Origin of the sequence: Algibacter sp., assembly GCF_049667265.1 — a bacterium.
Taxonomy (GTDB): Bacteria; Bacteroidota; Bacteroidia; order Flavobacteriales; family Flavobacteriaceae; genus Algibacter_B.
The window spans coordinates 1-6680 of the sequence record NZ_JBATHX010000412.1; the positions used below are offsets into that span (position 1 = coordinate 1).

The window sequence follows — 6680 nt, forward strand, 5'->3', positions numbered from 1 at the left end:
GAGCTAGCCATAATAGCCGATTTTATTAAAATAAAGCCATGCGTTTGCCAGGAAATTTTCTGGAAATTATAACCATTAGCTATGGCATAGTCTGGATAGAAAATAGATAACAAATAAAACGTAGCAACAAATAAAAACCCACATGTTATGGTTCCTAAAAGTACAGGAAAAACTTCATTTCCTTGTACAGCATGTTTCTTACATAAGTTGTGTAAGCCTAAAAATAAGGCAGCTAAAAGTCCAAGGTACATCCACATAATGCGCGCGAAGATATAGGAATTCACATTAGATAAATAAAAATATTGCGGTATAGATGCATACTATAATTTTGAAAAAACTATTTTTTCTAACGAATATATAATCAAACCCTACGCTTATTGATTGAAACTGACTAAAAAACGAATCCCTGTTTTTTTGCGCACTTTATTTCACGTTTTTAGTTATTATATCGTTATTTAGCTTCTGTTCATTAATTGTTTGTATGAAACCTATCACTTTATTTATTGTTTTTTTATTCGTCTTTTTGTCATTGACAATTTTTGCGCAAACCACAAAATTCGATAATCTTAATATAGAGTTGCAGAATCATATAGAAAGGGACACGATAAGAGCAGAGCTGTTAATTGATTTAGCTAATACTTATGTTAGCTCTGATTATAAAAAATCTATTGAATACTTAGAACAAGCAATAACAATAAAAGATGAGATTGGAGCAAATAAGGACCTTCCAGAGGATGTTTTTTTTCTAGGATTTCTTTATTTGAAGATTGGTAACTATTCAAAGTCTTTAGAATACTATGAGAAAAGCTTAAAATTATTTGAAAAACAAAATAATCAGGAAGGAATATCTAGGTGTTTCGAAAATATAGGTGACATTTATAAGCGACTTGGTAATTATCCATTAGCATTGGAAAACCTTAATAAATCCTTATTCCTTAAAGAAAAACTTGGTGACTCTGTAGAAGTTTATGGCACTCTGAATACTTTAGGTGTTATTTATGAAAGACAAGGATATCCTGAAAAGTCCTTAGAATTTTATAATCGTGCTTTAGAGCTAAATATTAAAAACAATAATAAGATTGGTCTTTGCAGAACGTATATTGGAATTGGCACCTTATACATAAGTAAAAAAGAATATTCTCAAGCATTTATATTTTTAAATAAGGCATTAGCAGTAAGCGAGGAAATTAATGATTTGGAGATGGTTGCCGTTAGCATTAACTATATAGGATCTATCTATTTGATTCAAGAAAAACTAACTTTAGCTTTTGAATGCTATAAAAAATCTGAAAGCATTAGTTTAAAAACTGGAAGTCAGTCAGCTCTGTCCAAGTGTTATAGGGGTTTAGCAAATATTTATTTAGCTAAAAAAGAATATAAAAGAGCATTACCTTATGCCTTAAAATCCAAAGAAATTGCAGATAATTTAAATTCACTTAGTCATCAAATTAATGCAGAATATTTACTTTTTAATACTTATAAAAACCTTAGAGATTATAAAAAAGCACTTATTAGCCATGAAGAGTACAAACGAGTAAGTGACAGCCTTTTTAATAAAGAAAATATTGAAAAATTAGCTCAAGTAGAATACGAGTATAAGTACAAACATGCATTAGATTCGGCCAATATTAGAGAATTAGAACTAACAAAAACGGTTCAAGCTACTTCTCAAGATTTAGAAAAATCACAACGTAATTATTTATGGGCCATTATTGGTGTGCTTTTAGTTTCAATTTTATTAGGTGCTATACTATTCTATCAGAAATTGAAAAACGCCAAATCAAAAACGAAAAACACCATCATGGAGCAGAAGCTGTTGCGCTCGCAAATGACTCCACATTTCATCTTTAATTCATTATCTGTATTGCAAGGTATGATATTAAATAAAGAAGAAAAGAAATCGATTCATTACCTTTCTAAATTTTCAAAATTACTTCGTCTAACATTAGAAAATTCAAGAGATAAAACAGTTTCATTGTCTCAAGAGTTAGCAGCTGTTCAAGATTACTTAACCCTTCAGAATTTAGAAAATGAAGCCTATAAATGTAAGATTTTAGTCGAAGATACTATAGATGTTCCAAAATTTGAAATTCCACCAATGCTAATTCAACCCTTTGTAGAAAACGCCATTGAACATGCCTTTATAAATCATATAGACGACCGAAAAATTGAAATCCGTTTAACTTACATGGATAAAAAGTTAATTTGCACCATAGCAGATAATGGTGTAGGTGTTAATTATAAAACAGAAAGTAATAAGAAAAAGAATTCTTTGGCCACAAAAATAACAACAGAACGCTTGGAGGCATTATCAAAGGATTTTAACATGGAAAGTTCTGTGACTATTGTAGATAGACAAATATTTAACGAAAAGGGAACGCTAGTAACTTTAGTCATTCCTCATAAAGCTTATGCTAAATAATGAGATTATTAATAATTAAAAAGGTTTTTATATTTCTGTGCCTTGCATCTTTTTTGTCTCCAGTTTTCTCTCAAAACAAGGTAATTGATAGTTTGAAAATAAAATTACAAAGCCATAAGGAAAAGGATACCACGAGAGTAAATCTTTTAAATTCACTAGCTTTTTCTTATTTCAGTAAAGATATGTCTAAAACCCTTGAATATTTGGAAGAAGCGGATACGATAGCTGAAGTTATCCATTTTAAAAAAGGGAAAGCCAGAAGCATATACATAAGAGGTATAACCGAAGCAGTACAATCTAATTATGACCAAGCGCTTAGTTATTATAATGAGGCATTGAAATTATATGAGATCATTGATTTCCAAAAGGGAGCCGCAAATTGTTACAATGCCATTGGCATAACTTATAAAAATAAAGGTGATCTAAGAAAATCAATAGCGTTCTTTAAAAAAGCAATTAGAATAGAAGAGAAAATAGGAAGTAAAAATCTTTCTGCCAGTCTATTGAATTTGGGAACTGCATATTCGGATTTGGGGGAATTTGTTGAAGCCATTTCACCTTTAAAAAAATCACTTTCTATTGCTAAAGCTGATAAAAATGAACAACGGGTTGCTTATAGTTTAAATAATTTGGGTACTATTTACAGCGACCAAGGTAATTACCCACTAGCCCTAGAGCACTACAAAGAATCTTTGTACATTAATGAAAAGCTTGGAGATAGTATAGGTATTGCCAATCACCTGAACAACATAGGTACGATTTATAAGACTCAGAAATATTATGATAAGGCAATGAGCTACTATGAAAAGTCTTTAGAAATCAACAAGCGGATTAATAGAAAGCGAGGAATTTCCGGAACATTGAATGATATAGGAACGATATATGAGGAAATTGGAGATTACAGAAGTGCGATCGACTATTATGTTGACGCGTTGCATATAAGTAAACAAACTGGTGCAAAAAGTGATATTCCAAATATGCTAATTAATATTGGTGAGGTTTATTTAATATTAAATGATTACCGAACTGCAAATCAATACTACTTAGAGGCAAAGAAAATCAGTATAGAAATTGAAAGAAAGTATACGTTATGTGGGGCTTATATTGGACTGGCAAGAACCTATGCGAACCAAAAACAGTATAGGAGTGCTCTGAGCAATGTTTTAAAAGCAAAGAAAATTTCCAAAAAAGCCGGTTTTTTGGAATATCAAAAAGAAGCTTCGGAAATTCTTTCCAATATTTATAAAGCTACAGGCAACTACAAGAATGCATTCGAAAGCCACCAGCAATTTAAAATACTAAACGATAGCCTTTTCAATAAAGAAAATATAGAAAAAATCACACAATTAGAATACGAATACAAATACAAGCAAGCATTAGATTCTGCAAGTATTAGAGAATTAAAACTTACAAAAACTGTACAAACCACTTCCCAAGATTTAGAGAAATCTCAGCGAAATTATCTGTGGGCCATTATTGGTGTCCTCCTAATTTCAATTTTATTAGGTGCTATTATATTCTATCAAAAATTGAGAAACGCAAAATCTAAAACGCAAAACGCAATAATGGAGCAGAAGCTACTGCGCTCGCAAATGACTCCTCATTTCATTTTTAATTCGCTCTCTGTTTTACAAGGCATGATATTAAATAAAGAAGAAAAAAAATCTGTTCATTACTTATCTAAGTTTTCGAAGTTGTTGCGTATAACTCTGGAAAATTCAAGAGATAAAACAGTTTCATTATCCCACGAGTTAAGAGCTATTCAAGATTATTTAACGCTTCAGAACTTAGAAAATGAAGCATATGAATTTACTATTTTAGTTGAAGACTCCATAGATGTTCCAAAACTTGAAATTCCACCAATGCTTATTCAGCCCTTCGTTGAAAATGCTATAGAACACGCCTTCATTAATCATAAAGAAAACAGAAAAATTGATATTCGATTAATGTATACAAATGACGTATTAGTTTGTACTATAAGTGATAATGGTGTTGGTGTTAACTATAAAAATGGTAACAAACGAAAGGGCAAAAAGTCTTTAGCCACAACCATAACAACTGAAAGATTAAAAATACTCTCAAAAGATTTGCATATGCAAGGGTCTTTAATGGTTGAAGACTTAAAAATTTATGGTGACCAAGGAACCATTGTAACACTCGAAATTCCTCATAAAATAATTTAGATTAATGAAAACATTAATAGTAGAAGATAAAGCATATATTAGAAAAGCACTACGCAATTTGCTAAATTTAATAGACAGTAAAGTCGAAATTATAGGCGAATGCGAATCTGTTAAAGAAGCTGTTGTTGTTACAAATTCTTGTAAACCAGATTTAATATTTCTAGATATAAACCTTACAGATGGCAGTGCCTTTGATTTTCTTGATCAAACCGAGCATTTGGATTTCAAAATAATATTTATTACAGCTTATGAGGAGTATGCCTTACAAGCATTAAAAATAGGAGCTGTAGATTATATTTTAAAACCTGTTGATATAAAAGATCTAGAAATTGCTTTACAAAAGGTTGCTAATTTACCTATTGCAGAACAAAAGCAGCAAATAAATAATGTAAAAACGATTTGGAATAATGAAGACTCTAAATTAATAATATCGCTTCATGATAGTTTTCAAGTAATAGACTTAAATGAATTAATGTATTGCGAAACAGACAAAGGTTATACTACATTTTTCTGTAATAGTGGTAAAAAATATTTGGTTTCTAAAACTTTAAAAGAATTTGAAAAACGTCTTTCTGAAGCTCATTTTATTCGTCCGCATCAATCCTTTATGGTTAACCTAACCTATATAGATAAATACGACAAATCTGGCGCCATTCATTTAAAGAATGGAAAAAAAATCCCTGTTTCTTCTCGGAAGAAAGAGCCCTTTTTAGCTGCTTTTTTGAATAGAAATAAAAGCTAAAACCTTCTTTTTTATTCTAATACGCTTATTCTTATAAACACTACGTTTATTTTTTCTTAGTTGTCAGAAATAGATTCTCTATTTCTGTATCCAAGCATGTCGTGTACTTTTCGGTTTTAATATTACAAAAACAAGTTTCACCCCAAATTTACAAACAAACCAATCTTATGAAAAAATTACTACTTATTTTAATGACTCTATTTATAACTATAATAGGGTATTCACAAACATTTACTGAAAATCACATTACGTATTCGGTTACTTCTACTGTTCCCAATACAGTTACCGTTTTAGACTATAATTTGTCTGGTGGTACAGATGTTGTAATTCCAGCTTCAGTTACAGAAACTTCTTCATCAAAAACGTCATCATCTAAAAATGAAACAAATATTATGGCTTCATACGATGTTACAGGTATTGCATATCAGGCTTTTTTAAATAAAGGAATAACAAGTGTTATTATACCTAATAGTGTAGTTAGTATAGGAACTGGGGCTTTCCATGGTAATTTATTAACAAGTGTGGTTTTACCAGATGGACTTACTGCCATTAACCAGTCTTGTTTTTCTAATAATCAATTAACAAGTATCACTATTCCAGATAGTGTTTTAACTATAGGGACTCAAGCATTTTCAGTTAATTTTATCACGAGTGCAATACTAGGAAATAGTGTTGCAACTATTGGAATTAACGCATTTTACAATAATAATTTAACAACTATTACTATTCCGAATAGTGTTACAACAATTGATTTTCGTGCTTTTGATGATAACCTATTAGCAAATGTTATTATTGGTAATGGTGTTACTACAATAGGCGATCATGCTTTTAGAGACAACCCTTTAACTTGTGTTTCTTCTTTGGCTACAACACCTCCAACTATAACAACGGGTACAAATGATTCTTTTGGTACTAGCCGTAGTAATATTAATTTAACAGTACCAACGGGCACAACGGCAGCTTATGTTACTGATTCAGGTGCTTTGTGGACAGGTTTTAATTCAGTTACTGAAAATTCCGGAAACACATTTATTTTAGATAATATTACCTATGTAATTACATCTAGTAATACAATAACAGCTACAGATTATAACACAGCAGGAGGAACCGTAGTTAATATACCTGCTACGGTTACTAGTACTTGTATAACATATAGTGTTACAAGCATTGGTCATGCTGCTTTTGCTAATAATCAATTAACAGATATTATTATTCCAGATAGTGTAGTCACCATTGGTTCAGATGCTTTTCAGAATAACGACATAACTACTCTAGTTATAGGTAATAATGTTGTTAGTATAGATGAGGGAGCTTTTGCATTTAATGATTTACC

General features: G+C 30.7%; 4 protein-coding genes and 1 pseudogene. 4 read left to right on the forward strand and 1 reads right to left on the reverse strand.

The features are described 5' to 3' along the window. Nucleotides 1-257, reverse strand: a pseudogene (locus tag WBN21_RS14395) (permease); the annotation flags it as partial. A gap of 266 nt (nucleotides 258-523) precedes the next feature. Here WBN21_RS14395 and WBN21_RS14400 point away from each other — a divergent pair. The 4 genes from WBN21_RS14400 to WBN21_RS14415 all read left to right on the forward strand — a co-directional run. Next, nucleotides 524-2422 (forward strand): tetratricopeptide repeat-containing sensor histidine kinase, encoded by a 1899-nt coding sequence (locus WBN21_RS14400; protein ID WP_424201466.1) that lies wholly within the window; start codon nucleotides 524-526, stop codon nucleotides 2420-2422. Beyond that, nucleotides 2422-4605: a tetratricopeptide repeat-containing sensor histidine kinase gene (locus tag WBN21_RS14405; protein WP_424201468.1), complete on the forward strand. Its 2184-nt coding sequence runs from the start codon at nucleotides 2422-2424 to the stop codon at nucleotides 4603-4605. Before WBN21_RS14400 ends, WBN21_RS14405 begins: the two co-directional genes overlap by 1 nt. 4 nt (nucleotides 4606-4609) lie before the next feature. Beyond that, nucleotides 4610-5347, forward strand: a complete 738-nt coding sequence (locus WBN21_RS14410; protein WP_424201471.1) for a LytR/AlgR family response regulator transcription factor — start codon at nucleotides 4610-4612, stop codon at nucleotides 5345-5347. 167 nt (nucleotides 5348-5514) lie between these two features. Further along, on the forward strand, nucleotides 5515-6680 hold a 1166-nt coding region (locus tag WBN21_RS14415; protein WP_424201473.1), incomplete at its 3' end, for a leucine-rich repeat protein.